The 20,569-nt window shown below is 44.5% G+C and carries 21 protein-coding genes; 5 read left to right on the forward strand and 16 right to left on the reverse strand.

Going from position 1 to position 20,569, the window contains the following annotated elements; all coding sequences use genetic code 11:
- Window positions 1-112: 112 nt before the first annotated feature.
- The 4 genes from QUB51_RS21840 to QUB51_RS21855 form a co-directional block, all read right to left on the reverse strand.
- Window positions 113-688, reverse strand: a complete 576-nt coding sequence (locus QUB51_RS21840; protein ID WP_333055499.1) for an HAD family hydrolase — start codon at window positions 686-688, stop codon at window positions 113-115.
- A 57-nt stretch (window positions 689-745) separates the two neighbouring features.
- Window positions 746-1,609, reverse strand: a complete 864-nt coding sequence (locus QUB51_RS21845; RefSeq protein WP_333259471.1) for an Rpn family recombination-promoting nuclease/putative transposase — start codon at window positions 1,607-1,609, stop codon at window positions 746-748.
- Window positions 1,610-1,671: 62 nt separating this feature from the next.
- On the reverse strand, window positions 1,672-3,255 hold the full coding sequence (locus QUB51_RS21850) for a chloride channel protein (protein WP_333259323.1): 1,584 nt from the start codon (window positions 3,253-3,255) through the stop codon (window positions 1,672-1,674).
- A gap of 411 nt (window positions 3,256-3,666) precedes the next feature.
- A complete protein-coding gene (locus QUB51_RS21855) occupies window positions 3,667-5,100 on the reverse strand; it encodes a hypothetical protein (RefSeq protein WP_333055501.1) in 1,434 nt (477 codons plus the stop codon).
- A 73-nt stretch (window positions 5,101-5,173) separates the two neighbouring features.
- Here QUB51_RS21855 and QUB51_RS21860 point away from each other — a divergent pair, with 73 nt between their 5' ends.
- Window positions 5,174-5,788 (forward strand): pentapeptide repeat-containing protein, encoded by a 615-nt coding sequence (locus QUB51_RS21860; RefSeq protein WP_333208089.1) that lies wholly within the window; start codon window positions 5,174-5,176, stop codon window positions 5,786-5,788.
- A gap of 475 nt (window positions 5,789-6,263) precedes the next feature.
- Here QUB51_RS21860 and QUB51_RS21865 read toward each other — a convergent pair whose 3' ends face one another.
- The 5 genes from QUB51_RS21865 to QUB51_RS21885 all read right to left on the reverse strand — a co-directional run bounded on the left by QUB51_RS21865 (window position 6,264) and on the right by QUB51_RS21885 (window position 9,548).
- Window positions 6,264-6,722, reverse strand: coding sequence for a hypothetical protein (locus tag QUB51_RS21865; protein ID WP_333208088.1), 459 nt, complete (start codon window positions 6,720-6,722; stop codon window positions 6,264-6,266).
- A gap of 111 nt (window positions 6,723-6,833) precedes the next feature.
- Entirely contained in the window at window positions 6,834-7,715 is an 882-nt protein-coding gene (locus tag QUB51_RS21870; protein WP_333208087.1) for an SH3 domain-containing protein, read from the reverse strand.
- 21 nt (window positions 7,716-7,736) lie between these two features.
- Window positions 7,737-8,507, reverse strand: a complete 771-nt coding sequence (locus QUB51_RS21875) for a DUF2272 domain-containing protein (protein WP_333208085.1) — start codon at window positions 8,505-8,507, stop codon at window positions 7,737-7,739.
- A gap of 74 nt (window positions 8,508-8,581) precedes the next feature.
- Window positions 8,582-8,782 (reverse strand): hypothetical protein, encoded by a 201-nt coding sequence (locus tag QUB51_RS21880; protein WP_333208084.1) that lies wholly within the window; start codon window positions 8,780-8,782, stop codon window positions 8,582-8,584.
- A gap of 22 nt (window positions 8,783-8,804) precedes the next feature.
- The gene (locus QUB51_RS21885) at window positions 8,805-9,548 is read right to left on the reverse strand and encodes a hypothetical protein (RefSeq protein ID WP_333208083.1); all 744 of its coding nucleotides are present in this window, start codon (window positions 9,546-9,548) and stop codon (window positions 8,805-8,807) included.
- Window positions 9,549-10,000: 452 nt separating this feature from the next.
- Between QUB51_RS21885 and QUB51_RS21890 the strand changes: the two genes are divergently transcribed.
- On the forward strand, window positions 10,001-11,311 hold the full coding sequence (locus QUB51_RS21890) for an NB-ARC domain-containing protein (RefSeq protein ID WP_333208082.1): 1,311 nt from the start codon (window positions 10,001-10,003) through the stop codon (window positions 11,309-11,311).
- Window positions 11,312-11,550: 239 nt separating this feature from the next.
- On the opposite strand, the gene QUB51_RS21895 is transcribed toward QUB51_RS21890, so the two are convergent.
- Entirely contained in the window at window positions 11,551-12,066 is a 516-nt protein-coding gene (locus QUB51_RS21895) for an isoprenylcysteine carboxylmethyltransferase family protein (RefSeq protein ID WP_333208080.1), read from the reverse strand.
- Between the two features lie 162 nt (window positions 12,067-12,228).
- Window positions 12,229-13,173, reverse strand: coding sequence for an aldo/keto reductase (locus QUB51_RS21900; protein WP_333208184.1), 945 nt, complete (start codon window positions 13,171-13,173; stop codon window positions 12,229-12,231).
- Window positions 13,174-13,323: 150 nt separating this feature from the next.
- Between QUB51_RS21900 and QUB51_RS21905 the strand changes: the two genes are divergently transcribed.
- Window positions 13,324-14,757 (forward strand): BCD family MFS transporter, encoded by a 1,434-nt coding sequence (locus QUB51_RS21905; RefSeq protein ID WP_333208078.1) that lies wholly within the window; start codon window positions 13,324-13,326, stop codon window positions 14,755-14,757.
- 134 nt (window positions 14,758-14,891) lie between these two features.
- Window positions 14,892-15,725, forward strand: coding sequence for an inositol monophosphatase family protein (locus tag QUB51_RS21910; RefSeq protein ID WP_333259327.1), 834 nt, complete (start codon window positions 14,892-14,894; stop codon window positions 15,723-15,725).
- Window positions 15,726-16,240: 515 nt separating this feature from the next.
- Here QUB51_RS21910 and QUB51_RS21915 read toward each other — a convergent pair.
- Together QUB51_RS21915 and QUB51_RS21920 are read right to left on the reverse strand one after the other, a co-directional pair.
- Window positions 16,241-16,810 carry a PIN domain-containing protein gene (locus tag QUB51_RS21915; RefSeq protein ID WP_333055516.1) on the reverse strand — a complete coding sequence of 190 codons (570 nt, stop codon included), beginning with the start codon at window positions 16,808-16,810 and terminating at the stop codon, window positions 16,241-16,243.
- Window positions 16,811-16,813: 3 nt separating this feature from the next.
- A complete protein-coding gene (locus QUB51_RS21920; RefSeq protein ID WP_333055517.1) occupies window positions 16,814-17,284 on the reverse strand; it encodes an excisionase family DNA-binding protein in 471 nt (156 codons plus the stop codon).
- Between the two features lie 90 nt (window positions 17,285-17,374).
- Between QUB51_RS21920 and QUB51_RS21925 the strand changes: the two genes are divergently transcribed.
- The gene (locus QUB51_RS21925) at window positions 17,375-17,998 is read left to right on the forward strand and encodes a hypothetical protein (protein WP_333055518.1); all 624 of its coding nucleotides are present in this window, start codon (window positions 17,375-17,377) and stop codon (window positions 17,996-17,998) included.
- Window positions 17,999-18,075: 77 nt separating this feature from the next.
- Here the strand turns inward: QUB51_RS21925 and QUB51_RS21930 are convergent, their stop codons facing one another.
- From QUB51_RS21930 to QUB51_RS21940, 3 genes are all read right to left on the reverse strand, one after another.
- On the reverse strand, window positions 18,076-18,657 hold the full coding sequence (locus tag QUB51_RS21930) for an NAD(P)H-dependent oxidoreductase (RefSeq protein ID WP_333055519.1): 582 nt from the start codon (window positions 18,655-18,657) through the stop codon (window positions 18,076-18,078).
- Window positions 18,658-18,695: 38 nt separating this feature from the next.
- Window positions 18,696-19,577 carry a ChaN family lipoprotein gene (locus QUB51_RS21935; RefSeq protein ID WP_333055520.1) on the reverse strand — a complete coding sequence of 294 codons (882 nt, stop codon included), beginning with the start codon at window positions 19,575-19,577 and terminating at the stop codon, window positions 18,696-18,698.
- A gap of 549 nt (window positions 19,578-20,126) precedes the next feature.
- Window positions 20,127-20,489: a cupin domain-containing protein gene (locus QUB51_RS21940; RefSeq protein ID WP_333055521.1), complete on the reverse strand. Its 363-nt coding sequence runs from the start codon at window positions 20,487-20,489 to the stop codon at window positions 20,127-20,129.
- Between the last annotated feature and the right edge of the window lie 80 nt (window positions 20,490-20,569).

The following is a 20,569-nucleotide window of genomic DNA, read 5'->3' on the forward strand; positions in this document are numbered from 1 at the left end:
TTGACGAAGTGTTTGAGATATCTGATATCAATTCCGATTATATCGGAATGATTAAACCACAGAGGGCACAGAGGACACAGAGAAAGAGAAGAGAGAGATAATAATTCCGATGTCAACGGATTTGATATGACTCACCGATGGATCGGATAAGCCGATTTCGCCAGAACCTTTTCTCGACACTGCGGATATTTTCTTCATATCTGAGTTGATCCAAGTAAAGCAGCAAATACTTCAATTCATCATCCGTCTCCTCCCCCTCAAAGGGGTTTACTCGCACCAGATTGCCATAGCTGCGCTCCCACTTTTGAGGTGTATCATCCACTGCAATGATTGACTCTAGACGATACCCTTTGCGCTTGACCTTTTTGAGATTTTTGCGATTGTAATATTCCAACCATTCCATATCGTAAGCAACTGTGCAGCGATCGCTTGCCCACACAAACGATAAAGTTTTAGGATTTTCAAAGAGGGCTGAGACAATTGCGCTCGCATAAGACGGCGAAGAAGATGTCCAAACTGCCACATCAAACCAGTCCAGGCAATTTTTCAAAAAGACATCTAGAAACGGTCGTTTGTAAATGTGATATGGCTCCACTAAAAAATCAGCTTGCCGAGGGAGAGATGCTTCGGCAGCATAAATTAAAGTTTCATCAAGATCGAGGATCAATAGTTTTTTTCTATAATCCATAATCAAAAATCGTTGATCACTATGTATAGCTCCACTCCTGTACCCAATTACTTTAAACTATGAATCGCCCGGTCGCAAATTCTGCACATCCTCAACGCTAAGCCCCGTATCTTGGGCGATCGTGGCATTATCTAGCTGTGAAAGTAATTGTCGGGCGATCGCTAGCGTTTCTTTTCGTATTCTTTCCTGTCTTGCTGCCTGTCTTGCTTCTTCAACAGCTTTAATAATTACCCCCTGTTGATCGTGAATAAACTGTTCCCTGCGTTCCAAAACTTCTACTTCTTCCCGACTTAACCGGGCTTGATTGGCAAGATCGAATGCTTTGTGGATTTCCGGTACGCTATCGATTGTTTCGGGAACTTCTGAGAGAATTCTGGCATATTTCATGAAATATATCCATTTATCTGTCAAAGTTTCTAGTTGACTTGCTTCTTTATGGGATTTAGGTAATTCTATAAACACTAAATTCATGGCATCTTCGGGATAGTTTAAATTGCTTTTAACTTCTTTATACACAAATCTCGAAATTAAGTTAGGGCTGTTGCGAAACATTTCAAAATCTGTAATGGTTAAAGCTATTAATGGCTTGAGCATTCGATAGCCTTCTCCTCTTTGCAATTGAAATGCGTAGGTTGTGGCTGCATTGTACAACACCCGATTGCCAGAATATTGAACGTTGAGAACTAGATTTTTAATAATGACTAAGGTGCCATCGTCTAGTTTGGCTGTGACATCAAGGTAAGTATCTTTTAAATTTTCTACTTGGATCGGCAGATTCTGGTTGATAATTTCTAAGTCTTGGATGGTGGGATTTCCTTCATAAATTAAGGCGTTGAGAAAGCTAATTAGAATCTCTTTGCTTTCTGAGGAACCGAAGATTTTTTTGAAGGCGTAATCGGTTTTCGGGTTGATAAATATCATGGTTGTCAGATTTAGCTTTAAGGCGATCGGTTTGGTGACGAAATAACCGGATTTGAGATCCGTCAAACTGCTGATTTTGTTTCAGGTAATGGTTTGACATTTTCCGGCAAATGTGCATTGGCGATCGCCAGCACTGGCTCCTCGATACTGTGTTCGCCGTCGGTGGGGAGTTGGCAAGAAATCAGTTCTGTGACGATGCGATCGCCCAGAACATCTTCCCAATCCTGCAACTGTTCTCTGGCTTTGATCGGTGTATTGACAGCCACGTCTACGCCCATTTGCTGAAGGTTGAGGCTGTGGGCTGTCGATCGGCGGTTGACACACTCCACCAGCCAAACGCTCAATCCGACTGCTGCCATCAAAGGCAAGACAATCCGGTAATCGCGGGTTAATTCAAACATCAATAGGATGGCTGTCAGCGGTGCTCTGGCGCTGCCGGCGAGGACGGCGGCCATTCCCACCATTGCGTAGGCGGCAGGGCCAGCGACTCGATCGCTCATTGCCGGCAGCATTTCCAAAAAGAGGCCGTAAGCCGAACCCAGGGAAGCTCCCAAAAACATCGCCGGAGCGAATATACCGCCCACTAAACCACTGCCGAGGCTGATTGCGGTCATCGCCAGTTTGACAAACAGCAGCAGCAACAGCAAAGGCAAGGAAAATTTAACATCTTGGAGCATGGCTTGGACTGTTTCGTAGCCAACACCCAAAATTTGAGGCAATTGCAGGGCGACTAAGCCGACTGCGGCCCCGCCGACGATCGGGTGAAGCGGCCGGGGCAGTCGTCCGAGCCAAGCAAATCCTCGGACTTTTCCTTGAAAACAGCCCTCGGCTAATTGAATTGCTTCTGTGTAGGCTAGAGACACTCCGCTCGCTAAAAGTCCCAATCCCATGTACAGAGGCAGTTCTAGGGGGCTGCGGACATCGTATATCGGCAAAGAAAAGGCCGGCTGAGCTCCCAAGCAGATTTGAGCGATGAGCGCCGAAACTACGGCGGAGAGCAAGACAACGCTGACTGACGAAGTGGCGAAGGTGCTGCCGAGCACGACTTCTAAGGCAAAGAAGACTCCGGCGATGGGAGAGTTAAACCCGGCGGATAAACCTGCAGCAGCTCCCGCGCCCAGGAGCAAGCGCTGCCGTTCTGGGGAGAGCTGTAAAATTTGAGCCAGCAGCATTCCGAAGTTGGCGCCGATTTCGACGCTGGGGGCTTCCGGGCCGAGGGAGGCGCCGGTGCCGAGGGAAACTGAGGCTGCCACCATTTTGGTGATGGGTTTGAGGGGGGAGAGTTCTTGCAGGCCACGGGTGGCTGCAATTAAGGAAGACATATTCGGGCCAAAGTCCCGAAACCGCCACCGCATCAGCCCGATGATGACTCCGCCGATGGTGGGAATGCAGGCTAGCGTCCAAGAGCCTTTCGAGGCGATCGCCCCCATGAAGTCTTCCAGCATCAGGCTGTGGATGAAGTGGATGAGGTAGTGAAAGGTGACGACGCCTGCGCCCGTAACTCCCCCTATGACTAGGGAGAGGATGAGCAGGAGGGTTTCTGGGCTGGGGTGCAGGCGGTTGAATAGCGGGCTTAGTCGGGAGGCTTGGGGAGTTGCTGCGGTTGGCCCGGGTGGCGGCAGATCCACAGGAGGGATGGCTCTCATTTAGCGGTTAATTCTTCGGTGAGAAGTTATATAATTATTACAATTTATTTCTTATTTTCATTTTGAGTGATTTTAGGGGAATTGACAACTTAATTAAGGCGTATTTTCGGGTAATTTTTTGGGGCTAGCCGCTGAGGTGGAATGACTGATTATGAGGAGCGACGGATTTGGCGTGATTGTATGCTCAGTTACATTCAAACTTAGATATACTCTGGCTATAATGGTAATCAACTATATTTACCTTGTGGGTGGCTATGCCGATCGCATCAGTGAACTAGCAATATCATATAACTCAGTAAAAAACAACTTTCAAATTAAAGAATTGTCGATGGGAGATTTTCCCTGATAACCACAAATCTCAAACCACAAATCTCAAATCTCTAATTTTAAAATCCTCGCTCGCGCATACTATCATATCGGTTGTTGATTGGGCGGGATTCTTGGTCTGGGTTTGGCGATCGACATTAGCGGATCGCCGATGGTGGCGACTTTCCAGGGTGGGGATTCGAGCTGACGTGCTGCGATTAAAAAGGGTGCTCCTCGCTTTAGGCGATCGACGATTATTTTAGGTGGAATAAATGCCGATAAAAAAGGTTCGTTGACGCTGCCAATATATGCGTAAGCACCATTCTCTAGCCACCTTCCGGCAACGGTGTTTGTGTCATCTGGCGCTGCTGCTGACCAACTGTGGATCATGTGGATTGCTGCGGGAAATTGTAGTTTTGGTATGTCTTCAACTAAAGCGTCGCCGTTGCCCACTTGGAATGATTTTGGATAGCCTTTGGAATTAATTAATATTAAGTCAAATGTCCACGGTTTTGAGGCTAAACTCCGCCACTTTTCTAGGCTCGATTCGGGTTTCTGCACTAATTCGACATTTAAACCTATGGTTTTTAGTTCGCTAGCTGCTTCCTCCATTTCATATTTTGCCCAATTTCCTTCCTTGGGGTAACTGTCATAAAGCATGGCTGTTTGGCTGTCTAGAAATATGGCACACATGGCTTGATAGATCGATCGTACCTCGGAACCGTAAATCCAGCCGACAGCAGCCCAGCGTTCGTCGTTGGGGTGCCTTCCCAAACCATCGGTAACGGCTAGTTGTTCGTCTGGTTTTTCAGGAGATTGATATTTGACTGCTTGTTGGCGTACAATGGTTATTGTGTCGATCGGGTCTGCGAGTTGAGAATAAAAAAATCCGGTTGATTCGACAGCTTTTGTAACGGCTAGTTGCAGATTTTTCCACTGTGTGTTATTGAGGGTATCATTGGGTTTTCCGAAGTTGCCTTCTAGAAATACTAAAGGTTGGCCGTGAGCGGCTGCTAAGGCAACTGCTGCTGAGCGTGCGGGGTCGTTTTCTGATGTGATTACTACTCCTGGGGGTTCCCAGCCGAGTTGCGTCCATTTTGCTTTTAAGGTTTGAGTATCCGTGGCATTCCAGGCTGCTGCTGTGGCGTTCAGCATTAATTGCTGGAGTTTTTGATTGGTGGGCAATTGCTGTTTGATGCTTGGCAAACGGACTATTTCTTCGGGTTGAAAGCGCTGCAAAAACATGGGCGCATATTTTTTATCTTCGATGAGAATCGGCCAGTTTCCTTTGAGATTCCATTTTTGGATGGCTGCTAAAAATGTGGCTTCGTCGGGTACTAAAACTACGCGGTTGACTGTTGGTATGTTTGATCGGAGGATGGCGGTTCGGAGGCCTGTTTGAATTGGCCAGGGTTCTTGTTTGGCTGAGGCGGGAAGTTGAAAGGGTTTTTTGAAAAGGCGATCGCATCCGACACCGATTGTTGCTAAGCTTACAATAAGGGCGATCGCGAGTAATTTAAATTTTAACTGTTTTTTCATAGGGGCACGGGAAGGAAGGAACTAGGTTATAAATACGAACAATTATCGAAATATTTTTAGGGGCTGCAAGCGGATGTTTAGAGGCGCGGGGCAAAGTAAGATTGTAAGTGCGATCGGGCTGGCAACTTTTAGTATTATTGCCTTAGCAACTACAGGTTTAATAATTTTCGCAGCGAACCGTTCGTCAGTCAAGCATCAAGTCCGGCAATTGCTGACAGCGAGGGAATGTAAAGGTTGCAATCTTTCCGGGGCAAATTTGAGCGAAGTTTTTCTGGAAGGGGTCAATTTAGAAAAAGCCAAGCTGAAAGATGCCAATTTGTGGAGCGCGCATTTGGTAAACGCTAACTTGAAACAGGCAAATTTGGCTGGGGTTTACCTGATAAGCAGCAATTTGGCTGGGGCAAATTTGGAGGGAAGCAATCTAGAAAAGGCGTTTTTAGAGGATGCTTATTTGGGAGGGAGTAATTTGAGAAATGCTAACTTAAGAGGTGCTTTTATGAAAGGTATTTTTCTCGTTAACGCTGATTTGGAAGGGGCGAGTTTGGAGGGTGCTAATCTGTGGATGGCTAATCTGGAAAGTGCTAATTTGAAGGGTGCTAATCTGAGAAATGCTTTGCTGTTGGATACTAATTTGGCAGGGGCGAATTTAAAGGGTGCGGTGATGCCTGATGGTACGCCGCACGAATGAAAGTCAGTGGACAGTTGGCAGTTGATAGTTGTCAGTTGATAGTTGTCAGTTGTCAGTTGTCAGTTGTCATTAATCAGAGCAGAGGGCGATCGCACCTGCAACCTTCATTTCCTGTTATTTGGTGAGGAGATGAAGGAGTGAAGAGGTGCGATCGGCATCCTAAAAGATATTACAATTTTACTGCCCGTGTCCTGGTTTGCAATCTACGAAACCTAATGCCTCTGTGTCGATAAAACTAGCGATCGCCATCTCAATAACGGCTGCGATCGGGTATTCAATTTCAGCAGCACGATCAATTAGAGCAGCTTGAATTAGAAGGGCGATTCCCTACCCTTCAGCGAAGGCACGCGCGTTCAGGATAGCTTCGCTTCACGTACTTGCAACCTTCTTAATTCAAAGAATCAACCAACTCGATCGCCCTGCCGGTGAGAAAAGCCGCTGCGATCGCTCAAATTTAGAGTTTTACTTGTAAGTGTCATTTTGGTTCTGCATCGGATGTATATGGCATTTTAATTACTAAATCTCCTATCATCAGTTCGGCGTCTGTAAAAGCTTGAATTAAATCCTTAACAGAACTTTCACCTTCACGAAATCTAATTGTTTCGGCTTTTAAGTGTCTTTGGGCTTGACGGAATCCATTACCTTTTCGTCCAACACCTGTCGTCTCAAGGATAGCTACCGAAGATGCGCTTAGTCCAGCAAAAATTTTTGTCCTGAAACTTCCTAGTTCGTCGGTAAAGGTAGCAACAATTATTGATGAGAGTACCGAAGTTACTCCTAAAATTACAGAAATAGAGTGCAATATTACGGCCGATCGATGCCATCTATTGGTTTGAGTCTCCATTTTTTCAAGCATTTCTTGTGTCATACACTTAACTATTAATTCAATTGTTGTCGATCGAGAGCAAAGAGCGATCGCACTTGCAACCTTCATTTCTTGTTATTTGATGAGGAGATGAAGAAGTGACGAGGTGCGATCGTCATCCTAATAGCCAGCAGCTTGGCGTACCGCTAGCGATCGAACTGATGGAGCAAATAATGGCGATCAAGGAACTGATTTAGCAAGCTGCAAGTATTCCCAAATATATTCACCGTAGTATTTCCCAGTACCATCTCGAAATCCCTGTTTGAAACCCCTTGGAAAATCCACACTTCCACGATTATAAGCAATAGCAACATATACTTTTTCAGTATCTGTTAAAGCAGTTTTTCCCGAACTATAGGCACGTTTAAGGGCCTCATTGAGTTCTTTAGTACACTTGCTTAAACAATTATCGAAGCTATACCAACGCTTTTGCAGAAAATAGTCAGGGTCTTTCTTGAAAAACTGTAAGTCAAGCTGAAAGATACCAAAGCCATGACAAAACTTATTAGGATAAGAATCTGCTACTTTTTTATAATCTTCGACATGAACACCCAAATCGACTAAAGCTTTGCGGGCAATCTTAAACATTTCATCCCCCTTAGTTACACTCAACAAAGCAGCTTTGTTCTTTGGAAATGCAGAGCGGTTAGGGGTATCCAGAGTATCACCAACGCAAAGTTTCAAAACCTCATCGACAGGTAATTTCTTATAAAGGTTTCCCCAAATATAGTAAGTTTCTTGCAAAGCGATCGCAGTTAGCATATCCAAACTAAAGGGAGTTCCCACAATCGCAGCTTCAATCTTACTTTTAAACTGCTCTTTAAACCAGCCGATCCCTTGAATCCTCTTAGGGGCAACCTCTAAAAATCGACTCGCCACAAATCCTTCTAAACGCTGTCCATCTTTAATAGTTAAAACTTTCCACCATGATTCATCTGCGGCTACACCTATCTTGGAAATCACATGACCTTTAGGTATTGATGTAATTTGATTATTTTCCTCAACCTGAGCTGATGAACGAATATTTAGACTGGTTGCGTTGACAATGTAGAGGTCTGCCATTTTAAACTCCCAAAATATTGTTTAGAGATTGTTTTTTAGAACACCGTAGACACTATTGACTTTTCTCAAAAAGCCATCATTATCCAATGGGTAGGAAGTAATTGATACGGATTGATTCACATTCCCGCCAAGAGTTCGCACTTCAGAATCCTTAACTTCGACAACAATATCGCAGTGACTCTTAAAGCCTCCCCTTGGCAAAGAAGCCATTGAAGTGATATGAACCCCATCTCGTGTACGGCAAACTAAATCACCAAGTTGAGGCTTATGTTCATTAACTTCAAATCCCCAAAAAGGTGCTGTAGTAACATTTGCCTTACGTTTATCTACCGCATCATAAACATAGGTTGAGTGAGCAGATGCAAATTTAAAATCACGATAACCAGCAGCACGAGTGACAAAGGAAATAAATGCTGCTGACCAAGGTTGATCTCGGTCTCGACCGTCGAGATTTAAGTCAATTTTTGACCAATATTCCCCAACATATTTATAGTGAGGATCTTCATACTCTAATTTATTTCCTCGGTCAAATCGAAGCCATTCCTTAACAGCCGCACTGATTAATGCTTCTTTAGCTGCACTGACAGGTTGCCGTAAGAAAGCAGCACTCGCGAAACCTTGAAGTGTCGAACCATTGACAACAGTTTTAACTTCCCAAAACCGATCTGTAGGGTTTCCTTTGATAACTTCAACCTCTTGAGCTAACACTAAAGTGGTGATAATGTTTCCATCTTTAATCTCTGGAGAGCGACGTAAGTTTAGGCTATCCGGTTTAACTTTCATGACTACCATGCTATTTCCTCCTAAGTCTGATTTTGATTGCAATAAAGTTGAGGCTCTTCTAAACTAGACTCTCGCAACAATGGTCAAAACGCTTCTGTTACAATTTGACGAATAATTTCTGTCACAGCTAGGGCAATACTAGAGTCTACTCGAATTGCTTCGGCATTGGTACTCGATCTCTTAGCAGCACGCAATGTTAAAGCAAAAGACCTGAGTTTTGGATCGCTAGATGGCTCGTGTCGATCGATGAATTGGACAAACGCAGTAAGATTAGTAACATTCATTCAAGCTGGAGCTTGCGAATTTCTATTGCGGTGGAGGTGGAATAATATCAATGTGTGCATGATTATCATGCCCTGGTGCAGGGACGCAAAGACCTTCTGTAATCAGGGTCAAGTCATTGAAAAAAATGCGCTTTATTGCATACTTGCTCTGATTTCGGATTGCTTTGAGCATTGCGCGCATTGCGTCTCGATCGAATTGAGAATCTGTAGATACAATCCTTCCTGACTCACCGTCTTTACGGGGTAAGCGGATATCGCAAGATAGTCCAGTTTGATGGGTTGCGTGAACAGGTGTAATACCTCCTCTGGGCTTACTCAGGTCATTCGTTTCAATCAATGCAGCGTTTGGATGGCTAGAAAGATGAGTATTTAGGTAAAGTTGGGCAGCGGTTTGAATCGTTTCAATCATCCAGCTTGTGCCAAAATCATGATTATCGGGTTGCCGCTGGTCATGATTGATAAAGCCTTCAGCAGCAGAACCTTTTGGCATTTCTAACCATTGAGGTGCATTTGCTGCTTCTAGGAATTTAAGAGTGGGACCATTTAAGTCAATCCGACCGTCTCCAACAATAACGGTCTCTCCTTTGATAATTGATTGAAAAAGTTTAATGATGGCAATTGTTTCAGGGTATACTATCGAGTCTCGCGTTACTGGATAACCTAAATCGGCTAATCGATTTTTGACAGCAAGAACATCTTGAGCTTGATTTTTTCCATCTTTTCCTACACTACCATTGAGATTCAAACTTACTGAAAGTGATGGCATAGATTTTCACTCCTACCTTGAATAAATAAGCAGTCGAACTATTAATTGTCCCGTAGTTGTAGTACAAGACTCTTTCCGATCGGCTTATCTCGCACATCTGCGGTTTAACTCTGAACAGTCTGAACAGCTTGTGCTCTGCCTTAACTCAAAGAATAACCAACTCCGATCGCCCTGCCGGTGAGAAAAAGTGACCATCTTTTGTAAACTTGCGTAAATCCTCAATCGATTTGAGATTTGAGATTGTGCAATTAACCTCATCCCCAATCCGGGTTAAATATCCCCCTTATTGCTCAGTCTCGGAAGGGGGAACAAAAGCTTGTGTAGTATCGGTTTCAACCGACAAGGATAAAAGGGATTACCTTCGGGTTAATTCAGTCAATTTGTTTTCTTTCCTGAAAAGGAAGTCGCCGTCATGAAACATAAGTAAATTTACTTAATAGGTCAAAATGGCTATGACGGGACAAGAGGCGATCGCCCTCATCGATAATCTGTTACAATCCGCTAACAAAAAGCACAAACTCAATGACATTCAATCCCTCGTCTTTCTAGAAACTTGGGAAGGACATTCTTATCAAGAAATAGCCGATCGCCACCAATACGAACACGATTATACTAAAAAAGTCGGTTCGCTTTTGTGGCGAAATCTATCTCAAATCACCGGCGAAAAAGTTTCAAAACAAAATCTTCAAGCAGTCTTACGGCGCTACCACCGCAGCAATTCCCCCATCCAGCCCGCTAGCGAAGGAGATAACTGCATCCAAGATTGGGGAGAAGCGATCGATGTTTCCTATTTTTACAACCGCCTGCAAGAATTAGAAACATTAGAAACTTGGATTAGTAGCAATACTACCCGTGCGCTCGGTATTTTTGGACTTGGTGGGATCGGCAAAACTTCTCTGTCTATCAAAATCGCCCAACAACTTCAATCTCAATTTGAATTCGTGATTTGGCGGAGTTTGCAGCAAGCACCAACCTTAGATGCTATCCTCAGCAATATTTTACCGATTTTAACTGGTTCAGAAGCGACAACAAATAACTCTATTTCTGCTCTCATGGAACAGTTGCGACAAAAACGCTGTTTGTTAATTTTCGACAATCTGGAGTCGATTTTACAAGGGGGAAATCGCAGCGGACAATACCAACAAGGATATGAAGATTACCGACAGTTATTTGCCCGCATAGCTGACGAACCCCACCGAAGTTGTCTGATTTTAACCGGCCGAGAACAACCGGGCGGGTTGGCTGTGCGATCGGGCGAAAATTCACCCGTGCGATCGCTCCAACTCTTCGGAGTTTCACCGCCCGTATGCCAGAAAATACTCGCCGATAAAGGATTAAAGGCAACGCTATTGCAGTGTCAAAATATTGTCAACTACTTTGGCGGTAATCCCCTCGCGATCAAACTTGCTGCAACTACGATTAAAAATATTTTTAGCGGTGACATTGACGCATTTTTAGCGCAAGGAAATACTGTTTTTAGCGATTTGTGGGATTTGCTCGATCGCCAGTTCGATCGCTTGTCTCCTGTGCAGCAACAAATTATGTATGGGATTGCAATTAATCAAGAAAGAGCGACTCCTGCGAATTTAAAAGCAGAAATTTTACCCAAAGTTTCGGGCCGACGACTGATGGAAGCATTGGAATCCCTAGCGGAGCGATCGCTCATTTTCGATGAGCGATCTATCAATTATACCGCATCAACCAGTTTAATGCTACAACCTGCGATCGCCGAGTATGTTAGAGAACGATGGCTCGAAAAGTAGCTCTAAGTGGGTCTTTTTAAGGGAAATTTAGGGGGTTCTAGACTGAGGTAAAAACAATACCGAAATCTCAACTGATTCATTGGCGATCGCCAACTACGGGGGCTCTCACATCTTGCACCATTCTCAATACTTGTTTAGGAACAGGCAAGATGCCTGTTCCACAAGAAAACTTACTCTTTGTGGAACGGGCCTCTTGCCCGTTCTTGACAATGGTGCAACATCTGAGGGCGATCGAACTTTTAATAAATTCCGGGAATTAGTTTTTTTACTCGCTGGCGGTATTCTGAATAGTCGGGATATTTCTGTAGCAGCCAAGTTTCTTCGCGGCTGGATTTGATCTCGAAAAATATGAGTAAAATTACCGTGGCTGCTAAGTGAGACAAGCTAAGTTGAAAAAGTGTCCAGCCGAGGGCTGCTAAAATTAAGCCGCTGTATAATGGATGCCGCACTATTCCGTAAATGCCTGTTTGGACTAATTCTCCGTCTTCTCTGGGATATGGTAAAGGTGTGAGGTTTTTTCCTAAGTCTATCAATCCTTTGATGATGAAAATTAATCCGGTTAAGCCGAGAATACTGGCCATAAACCAGATAATATAAAGTAAGTGGGTTGATTGAATTTTGAATCCCGGCGGTTGATAAACTGGCAAGATTGTAAATGCTGTGAGCAATCCTCCTTGAAGCAAAACTAAATATTCGCCGCGGCTGTTATTGCGCCAGCCTTCGCGCGTGAAGCCCCAGTCAGTTAAGATTTTCATAGTAAGAGGAAGGAAGAGGGAAGGCACGACACTGATTTTGACACGGATACACGGATTAATTATCGAAGGTGAAGAATCGGAAGAAGGAAGTGAACTGTAGGTTGGGTAGACCGAAGTAAAAACAACCTACAGTCAACAGTCAACAGTCAACAATTAACAAATTTATTCTCGCCAAGGACGAGTCATTAATTCTAATTGATTGACTTCATCTTGGCTCAAATTCCAGCCTAATGCGCCTGCATTTTCTTGGGCTTGTTTGGCAGTCTTGGCGCCGGGAATGGGGATGACTCCGTTTTGGCATATCAACCAGTTTAGGGCAACTTGGGCGGGAGTTCGATCGCGCTTTCGGCCCATTTTCCGCAGGGTAGACATGACTAATTCAATTTTTTCGATGCCGCTTTTGCTGAAGCGGGAGTCCATTTTGCGGGCTCCTGTAGGTGGTTCTTGGGCTGTGTATTTGCCGGTGAGCAATCCTTGGGCTAAGGGGCTGTATGCTAAAATTGTGACTCCCAATTCGCGGGCTGCACCCACAATTCCTTGTTTTTCTACTTGCCGCGACAGCAAGGAGTAACGGACTTGATTTGTTGCTAGGGGAACGCCTCTGGCTGCTAGGATTTTATGGGCTTGGCGCATCTGTTCTACTGAATAGTTGCTGACTCCTACTGCTTGAATTCTGCCTTGTTTTACTTCATCGGCTAAGGCGTTCATCAGGGTTTCTTGACTGAGTAAAAAAGTGAATGGCCAGTGCACTTGGTAGAGGGCTATTTGTTCTACTTGCAAGCGTTTTAAGCTGGCACTCAAAGCGTCGGAAACTGATTTTCCTGTAATCCGCCAAGGTACGGGGCCGAATTTGGTGGCTATTTGCACGGGTTGGCTGGTTTTTTTGAGAAACTGCCCCAGTAATTCTTCTGACAAGCCGTTACCGTAGACTTCGGCTGTGTCAAAAAAGTTGACTCCGTTGTCAAGGGATGTTTTGAATGCTGCTTCGACTTCGGCGGCGCCGTAGTTGCTGCCGTAGTTCCAAAATAGTTTGTCGCCCCAAGCCCAAGTTCCGACGCACAGGGGAATGACGGCGGGGCCGTTTTGTCCTAGGGTAATGGTTGTCACGGTTGGTAAATCCACAGTTATTGATTCTCTTTATTTTTATATGAATTTATACGAATAATCCCGATCGAGCTTCTAGCCGGGGGAGGAATGGCGGCTGGTGGCGATATCTCAGTTACTATAAGTGCAAATGATGTGTTTATTTGAGTAGTTATGTCGATCGACCGTTTACCAGATTCAAGATTAACAGATTCCGCGACTCCTGCCCAAAAGAGAGTTACCCTGCTGACTATGTTCCGGTTGGGTTTGTTTCAGATGGGATTGGGCATGATGTCGATTTTGACCCTGGGGGTACTCAATCGCGTCATGATTAAGGAGTTGGCGATTCCGGCTACTGTGGTGGCGGGTACGCTGGCTATGCACCAGTTTGTCGCCCCGGCTAGGGTGTGGTTCGGGCAAATGTCTGATGCTAAGCCTTTGTTTGGCCATCACCGCACGGGTTATGTGTGGATGGGCGGGGTTTTGTTTGTGATTTCTGCTTTTTTGGCGGTGCAGGTGATGTGGCGCTTGGGCAGCAGTTTGGAGGCTGTGGGGTGGACTACTCCTACTTACGGTTGGGTGGGTTTGTTGGGTTTGATTTTTGCGCTTTATGGTATTGCTATTTGTTCGAGTTCGACTCCTTTTGCTGCTTTGTTGGTGGATGTTTCGGATGAGGAGGATCGATCGAAGTTAGTGGGTGTGGTGTGGTCGATGCTGATGGTTGGTATTATTATCGGGGCGATTGTTAGCAGCGGTTTGCTGAAGCAAATTGATGGGGATGTGCCGCGGGAAGTGTTGCAGGCTTCGATTAATGGTTTGTTTGTGAAGGTGCCGGCGCTGGTTTTGCTGTTGGTGGGGATTGCAACTTTTGGCGTTGAGAAAAAGTATTCGCGGTACAAGATGCGATCGTCCGCAGTGAATCGAGAAGATAAAATTACTCTGGGAAGTGCGCTGCGGATTTTGACTGCTAGCCGCCAAACCGGTTTGTTTTTTACTTTCCTGCTGATTATGACAATTTGCTTGTTTATGCAGGATGCGGTTTTGGAACCTTACGGCGGGGAAATTTTTAAGATGTCGATTTCGGAAACTACGCAGTTGAATGCTATTTATGGTACTGGTACTCTGATCGGTTTGAGTGCAACTGGTTTTTTAATTGTGCCGCGCATTGGCAAGGAAAATACGATTAGGTTGGGCTGTTTGTCGGTGGCGGCTTGTTTTGTTTTAATTATTTTATCGGGATTCACAGGTAATCCAATTGTGTTTAAGTCGGCTTTAATGTTTTTTGGTTTTGCTTCGGGTATTACTACGACGGGTGCGCTGAGTTTGATGTTGGATTTGACGGCTGCAGAAACTGCTGGGACTTTTATTGGTGCTTGGGGTTTGTCGCAGGCGATGGCGCGGGGTGTGGCGACGATTACTGGCGGTGCTATTTTGGATTTGGGCAGAAGTTTGTTTGGGGTGCCGATGTTGGCTTACGGGTTGGTTTTTGCTGTGCCGGCGGTGGGTATGATTCTGGCTGTTTGGCTGTTGGGTAGGGTGGATGTTCGGGAGTTTCAGGATAATGCTAAAAGTGCGATCGCCACTATTCTTGAAAATGAATTAGACTAAGGTTTTGTCAGTTGTCAGTTGGCAGTTGTCAGTTGGCAGTTGTCAGTTGGCAGTTGGCCGTTGTTAGTTGTTATTGTAATAACGAATAACCAACAACGAATAACCAATAACCAATAACTAATAACGAATAACTAATGACTAATTTTTGGGATTCAATTTTAAGTTTTTCTCAGACTACTGTCAAGACAGTCGGCCAGCAGTTTTTGAAAGATTTTGGTTCTGCACAAGCAGATGAGAAGGATGATGGGAGTTTGGTTACGCAGTCTGATAATTGGGCGGATGCAGAAATTAGAAGTGCGATCTCATCTGCTTTTCCCACTCACGGAATTTTGAGCGAGGAAGGAGAACACGTTTTCCCAGATAATGAATGGTGTTGGGTTGTCGATCCTCTGGATGCTACGACTAATTTTGCTAGGGGAATTCCGATTTGGGGGATTTCTTTGGGTTTATTGTATCGCGGAACTCCGGTTTTTGGCTGCGTGCATTTGCCGCCGGTGAATCAGTTTTTTCACGGTTTTTATGCAGGGGATTTGGCGGGCGACAATGTATTGGCAAATATGCCTCAAGGTGCGTTTTTGAACAATCGGCCGATTTGTCCCACTGCTGATAAGATGAGCGGGAATCATATTTTTAATTTGTGTTCCAGAAGTGTGGGTATCGGGCCTCATCTTCCGAGTAAAATTCGGATGTTGGGTATGGCTAGTTACAATTTTTTGACTGTGGCTTCGGGTGTGGCTATGGGAGGGGTGGAAGCGACTCCGAAAATTTGGGATATTGCCGGGAGTTGGGTAATTGTGAAGGCTGCTGGTGCGGTTTGGTTGCCGCTGGAATCCCCGGCTATTTTTCCGCTGGAAGTGGGGAAGAATTACGGCAGGATTTCTTATCCGACTTTGGTGATGAATCGGCAGGAGTTGGTGTCGGTGTTTTTGCCGTTTGTGGAGGCTTGGAAGAAGAAAAAAATGGGGTGATACTATTTGAGATTTTCGATTTTAGATTTTCGATTAAGGAATTACTAATTCCCAAAGGGTTTGAATATAATCTACAGTTTCATTCTTTTTGCGAACTGGTATCATTGGCGATCGCACAAATCGCTCAATTATCAAATAAAACTGCAAGGCAGGCGTAACGGAGGAGTCTCCCACGCCTGCCGTGCTGTTTGGAAGAAATATACCGACCGATGACCGATGGTTCAAGTATGCCTACTCTTGTCTATTTCTGCCAATCTGCGATCGGGTGGTTTTGTTTTACGTCGATCGGGTGATGCAGTCTTGGTATAATTTGTGGTAATGTTTTGACGACCTATTATCTCTGGCAAATAAAATTATACCCCTTTTCAAGTAGAGGCACAAGGGTAAATAGATTTACTGCGGTGTGGGAAAAAGTAGATGAGTGGTATCTTGGCTATGCCGAAGAGTTAGCCTGTGAGAAGATACAAGAATAAACCTGGGAAGAAACTCGGAAAAGTCTGCGGTTGGCGATCGCACTAATCTCCATAGCACAATTCTCGCATCCGATTTGCTGACAGCGGCAGTCCCAATTCTACCAGCGTTCCCAAATACTCGTCAGGCGTTTTTGGCGGATTTTTGAGCCTGATTCTTTGTTTCTCGGCTGCTTTGCATACACCTTCAAACTTTAAGTTGAGAAAGCGCAGGATAAAGTCATCTGGGTGCAGCGGTTCAATGTTATATTGTTTGAGATTCTCAGTAGGAAAATCCCTGAGATTGAAAGTAACGATAAAATCCGCGCGAGAATGAATTGCTGCTGCTAGAACGTGCCGATCGCCCGGATCTGGAAGTTCCAACTCTGGTATAATTGGCTCGTAGCCAGTCACCACACAATTTTTAATGCTTGCATTCATCAGATTTTTGGTTCTGGCAAGCTGTTCTAATGTGAGATTTGGATTGTTCTGAAGCACGTTTCTCATCCACTCGCCGTGAATCTCTTCTGTCCACCTCGGCTCAAACACATCACCAACTGCTAATTCCATCAAAAAATCGCGGAGTGCGGCTGAATACAAAACATTAGCATCGCAGACAACTTTTACAATTTCCATGAGTTAGTCGTACAAACCGAGTGCTTCTGATTCTGCGACAAGTTCGTCAAGTATTTTACTTCTTTTGTCATAATCCTGCTTTTTATATTTCATTACATCTTCATAACGTATCCGGCGACAGGTACTTACCATTTTGTAAGGAATTTCGCCAGAATCTAGTAACTGCCACACATACTCGCGGGAGACATTGAGTATGGCCTCAACCTGCCAGATATCGAGTTCCTCAGTAATTGGAATCAGCTTGACAGTATTGCCGCTGCTTGTCTGTTGCAAAATCGCTAATAGCAGTGGCAATGCTGCGGCAGGTATGTCAATTGTCTTTCCCTCTTTTTCGTTTAATATCAATTTGAGGGATTCGCCAGACGGATGATTTTGCAAGTGCGATTCTAAAGCGCGGCTGCTGGTTTTGGCAACCGCTGCTTCTGCTGCTGTCGGTAAAGCAGGTGCTGAGTCGGGATCTCCGGTGAATGTCATGTTAATTTGGGGTTGAGTATAACAGGCAATCAATTATAATTGTAGCAATTTGAGAATGCGATCGCCAAAATCGAGCAAGGAGGTTAACCTGTGGCATACAGCGACTTTACAACTTTAGCGAAAGTTAGAGAATCTTTTAATTTAACCGTAGAAGAACCTTTAGATTTGTTTAGTGATATCCCAGAGGTACAGCCAAGTTCCTATTTGCAAACTACTTTAACTGAAAACCTGTCTTTAGCTACTGCAATTAATACAGAAAAGGCTCGCGCTGAATTAATTATTGCTCCAATATTATTGGAAGTCAGGCGGCAATTTAATTTTCAAGTTGGTTTTTTCTCTGGTTCAGAATTCAATGTAGATATAGAAGCGGGCTTAAACGGGTATTGCGATTATATTCTCACTGCATCGAAGGATTCCTATGAAATTCGCGCCCCCGTAATTACTCTCACAGAGGCTAAGAATGAAAGTATTAAATCCGGTTTAGGCCAGTGTATTGCAGAAATGGTAGCCGCCCAATTATTTAATCAGCGCAGCGGAGAGCAAATTGAAAGCATTTATGGGGCTGTTACTACGGGTACTGATTGGAAGTTTCTTAAATTGAGTAACAGCACAATTTTCATTGACAAGCGAGACTTTTTTGTTAATGAAATTAGTCGGATTTTGGGCATTTTAACAATGCCGTTTCAAGGCTTTTATTCTATGAATCGCACTTGATGCAGCCAGCAAAATAACAGATACTAAGATAGGGACACAACATTGCTGTGTCCCTACTGCAAAATGAATTTATTGCTTCAGGCGATTAATTTCGACAGCACATTAGACAACTTAGCACCTAGATTCTCAACAGCGTCCTGCTGTTTGGGATCTTTCATCGTACCGTCAGCATTAAATGCTTCAAAAGCTTGGGGAACTGCTTTCTGATCCGGGAGTACCAATACGTTAATATTCCCCAGGATCGATCGCAAATGAACCAATCCCCGCAAACCGCCCATTCCGCCTGGAGAAGCACTCATAATTACCGCTACTTTGCCAGTAAATGCCACCAATCCCGGTTCACCCGGTGCTGGGCGCGATACCCAATCGATCGCATTTTTCAACACAGGCGTAATTGAACTGTTATACTCAGGGGAAGCTATCAAAAAGCCGTCATGCGCTACCATTAATTCCTTCAATTTACGGGCATTTTCTGGCATTCCCTCTTTTGCTTCCAAATCTTCGTCAAATAGCGGCAGCGGCAAATCGCGCAAATCTACATAAGTAACTTCTGCACCCGCCGCAGTAGCCCCAGCCGCCGCAACTTTTACCAGCAGTTTGTTATATGATCCTTCGCGGGTACTTCCGGCAAATGCGAGAATTTTTGGTCTGTTTGTCATGGATTTTTTCCTAATTATTGCTTCCGCGTATAATTGTACTATTCCGAGTGATTCCAAACAAAGTCAGCAATGGGTCTATCTGCCGACAAAACAGGATTGTCATTGGAATTGAGTAAAACCGATCGCATTTTTACATTCCCGACACCCAAACGCCTTTCGACGCGACTGGGAATGCCGTAACCGTAAATAATGTGTCCTTTCCCCGCCAACACCACAACTTGATAGTCGGGGTTTGCTTTGACAAATTGGGCTATTTTTTCCGCCATAGTTTCATCCCACAAAACTTGAGCTTGCAAGAATCTTTCAAAAGCCGTACTATTTCCCTGTCCTGCCTTTTGGTGTTGCTGGTAAACTTCTAGCAGCAGTTGCCGATATTCCGCGTTGTCGGTGCGAATTTCCGATATTGGCGGAATGTGCTTTTTTTCCTCCGCTGTGAGGCTTTCTAAACCTTGAGTGGCAACTTTTCTCGTTACTTCGGATGGTGTATTTAAGGCGAGGACAGGTAGTTGATTTTCTTTGGCAAACCGCAAAATGGGGGCGTAAGATTCCCAGGGAAAGCGCCATCTGCGATCGTACTCTGTTTGCTCGACTAATTGCTGTTCAGTCAGTTTACCTGCTAAGTAGTTGTCGATCGCACTTTGAAAGGGACGCTGAAACATTTCCATCGCGATCGCAATTTTCCGATTTTGCCGCTGCATTTCTCGGATAATCTTCAGTTGAGCTTGGTGGTCTTCCGCACTATCGTGGGTTTCTCCCAGATACACGACTTTTGCCTTCACCAACTGTTGCAGAATCTCTTGGTTAGTGTAAGTCTGCCCAGGTTGAGGGTTCGCCGTCGTTTGGGCTGTCACTGCACTGCTGCACAGCAGAAAGATACTCAGCGACAAGGCGCACAGTTTGATGAGTTTGGTTGTTTTCATACAAATATTATGCCGTTTCTCGCAGCCGCAAGCACAGCCGAACTCTACTATTTTACCTGAGCAGCTAGAAAGCTCAATGCTTAATTTAACTTCATCATTTTCCGCCGTTACTTCTAAAAATGTAAAGTTTAGTTGCAGGTACTTGCGCTTCTAGAATAAGGTGCTAAATTAATAATATGAAGCGAACAAAAAGCTTCTCTGACAGATACCACATCTAGATAGCACAGCGAAGTTCACAATAGAATCTAAGGAGTAAAAACGCTGTTTAATCTCACATCTGTCTCATTAAAAACCAATAGCAGCACCCACCAACAAAGCTGATACTTCCTCAACTAATGAGAGGGGAGCAATGCAACTGAATCCGAGGATTATTGCAACTCCACATCGAAGTTGAAAAAAGAGGAAATCACTCGGTACATATGGCTGGGTGCTGTTGTTGTTAAAATAGATTTTTGGTTTGTGATGTTTTTTTCAGTCAAGGCAGAGCCTCTAGATATGCGTTACCGGGCAGAACCTGGTAACGAGCAGACCAGGAGAAAAACTAGAAAATTACTCGAAAATTGTCTCGTCTTCCTTTCGCCACGCGGGATCGACGATACAAATAAATATTAGCGGCTTTGTGCCACAGTTGTAAATAAACTGCTTGGCGTTTGGCGGAATGTAAACTGCATCTCCGGCTTCCACGAATTGATTTTCCTCGTCGATGTGCATTTCTCCAACGCCACTGAGAATGTAGTAAACTTCAGAAGTTGTCAGGGAGTGCAGCGCAGAAGTTTGTCCCGGTGGCAAAGTGGCGTGGGCTAAACTGTAACGCAAATCCACAGCTTGTTTGTCTGGATGCAGCAATTCTCGCAGTTGAGTACCGTCGCCAGCAATAAACTCGTCGCAGGCATTTAGCTTTTGAATTAGCATTCTTTCGACACTCCTGAAAATCTCTTTACCACAACTTAAGTTTAATTGAAAGAGCCAGAGATGTTAAGAAATATGTAAAG

It is taken from the genome of Microcoleus sp. AT8-A3, from assembly GCF_036705675.1.
GTDB lineage: Bacteria > Cyanobacteriota > Cyanobacteriia > Cyanobacteriales > Microcoleaceae > Microcoleus.

What these genes read in the sequence shown, in the direction of transcription:
- QUB51_RS21915 (WP_333055516.1), bottom strand. Translation starts at nt 16,810, where the DNA reads ATGGAAATTGTAAAAGTTGTCTGCGATGCTAATGTTTTGTATTCAGCC.
- QUB51_RS21920 (WP_333055517.1), bottom strand. Translation starts at nt 17,284, where the DNA reads ATGACATTCACCGGAGATCCCGACTCAGCACCTGCTTTACCGACAGCA.
- QUB51_RS21940 (WP_333055521.1), bottom strand. Translation starts at nt 20,489, where the DNA reads ATGCTAATTCAAAAGCTAAATGCCTGCGACGAGTTTATTGCTGGCGAC.
- QUB51_RS21935 (WP_333055520.1), bottom strand. Translation starts at nt 19,577, where the DNA reads ATGAAAACAACCAAACTCATCAAACTGTGCGCCTTGTCGCTGAGTATC.
- QUB51_RS21880 (WP_333208084.1), bottom strand. Translation starts at nt 8,782, where the DNA reads ATGAATGTTACTAATCTTACTGCGTTTGTCCAATTCATCGATCGACAC.
- QUB51_RS21905 (WP_333208078.1), top strand. Translation starts at nt 13,324, where the DNA reads ATGTCGATCGACCGTTTACCAGATTCAAGATTAACAGATTCCGCGACT.
- QUB51_RS21845 (WP_333259471.1), bottom strand. Translation starts at nt 1,609, where the DNA reads ATGATATTTATCAACCCGAAAACCGATTACGCCTTCAAAAAAATCTTC.
- QUB51_RS21890 (WP_333208082.1), top strand. Translation starts at nt 10,001, where the DNA reads ATGACGGGACAAGAGGCGATCGCCCTCATCGATAATCTGTTACAATCC.
- QUB51_RS21930 (WP_333055519.1), bottom strand. Translation starts at nt 18,657, where the DNA reads ATGACAAACAGACCAAAAATTCTCGCATTTGCCGGAAGTACCCGCGAA.
- QUB51_RS21840 (WP_333055499.1), bottom strand. Translation starts at nt 688, where the DNA reads ATGGATTATAGAAAAAAACTATTGATCCTCGATCTTGATGAAACTTTA.
- QUB51_RS21875 (WP_333208085.1), bottom strand. Translation starts at nt 8,507, where the DNA reads ATGGTAGTCATGAAAGTTAAACCGGATAGCCTAAACTTACGTCGCTCT.
- QUB51_RS21850 (WP_333259323.1), bottom strand. Translation starts at nt 3,255, where the DNA reads ATGAGAGCCATCCCTCCTGTGGATCTGCCGCCACCCGGGCCAACCGCA.
- QUB51_RS21855 (WP_333055501.1), bottom strand. Translation starts at nt 5,100, where the DNA reads ATGAAAAAACAGTTAAAATTTAAATTACTCGCGATCGCCCTTATTGTA.
- QUB51_RS21895 (WP_333208080.1), bottom strand. Translation starts at nt 12,066, where the DNA reads ATGAAAATCTTAACTGACTGGGGCTTCACGCGCGAAGGCTGGCGCAAT.
- QUB51_RS21860 (WP_333208089.1), top strand. Translation starts at nt 5,174, where the DNA reads ATGTTTAGAGGCGCGGGGCAAAGTAAGATTGTAAGTGCGATCGGGCTG.
- QUB51_RS21870 (WP_333208087.1), bottom strand. Translation starts at nt 7,715, where the DNA reads ATGGCAGACCTCTACATTGTCAACGCAACCAGTCTAAATATTCGTTCA.
- QUB51_RS21910 (WP_333259327.1), top strand. Translation starts at nt 14,892, where the DNA reads ATGACTAATTTTTGGGATTCAATTTTAAGTTTTTCTCAGACTACTGTC.
- QUB51_RS21865 (WP_333208088.1), bottom strand. Translation starts at nt 6,722, where the DNA reads ATGAAGGTTGCAAGTGCGATCGCTCTTTGCTCTCGATCGACAACAATT.
- QUB51_RS21885 (WP_333208083.1), bottom strand. Translation starts at nt 9,548, where the DNA reads ATGCCATCACTTTCAGTAAGTTTGAATCTCAATGGTAGTGTAGGAAAA.